Origin of the sequence: Alkalicoccobacillus porphyridii (genome assembly GCF_007293315.1) — a bacterium.
Classification (GTDB): domain Bacteria; phylum Bacillota; class Bacilli; order Bacillales; family Bacillaceae_D; genus Alkalicoccobacillus; species Alkalicoccobacillus porphyridii.
Map to the genome: position 1 here is coordinate 1 of NZ_VLXZ01000447.1, position 229 is coordinate 229.

General features: G+C 68.1%; 1 protein-coding gene. It reads right to left on the minus strand.

Annotated elements, in window-relative coordinates:
* Positions 1-229: hypothetical protein (locus FN960_RS22635; protein WP_185971179.1), on the minus strand; the 229-nt coding region annotated here is incomplete at both ends.

Here is a 229-nt window from a genome sequence, read left to right on the forward strand (position 1 = left end):
CTTTCGGTTGTTCCTCCTCCTCCGGGCGCTCCAGTTGCTCCTGTTGTCTCTGTTGCTCCGCTTCCCCCGGGATCTCCCGTGGCTCCCGTTGGCCCTGTTGCTCCCGTGGCTCCCGTCGCTCCCGTTGCTCCTGTTGCTCCCGTTGCTCCCGTTGCCCCGGTCGCTCCCGTTGCTCCGGTTGCTCCCGTTGCTCCGGTTGGCCCTGTCGCTCCCGTGGCCCCTGTCGCTC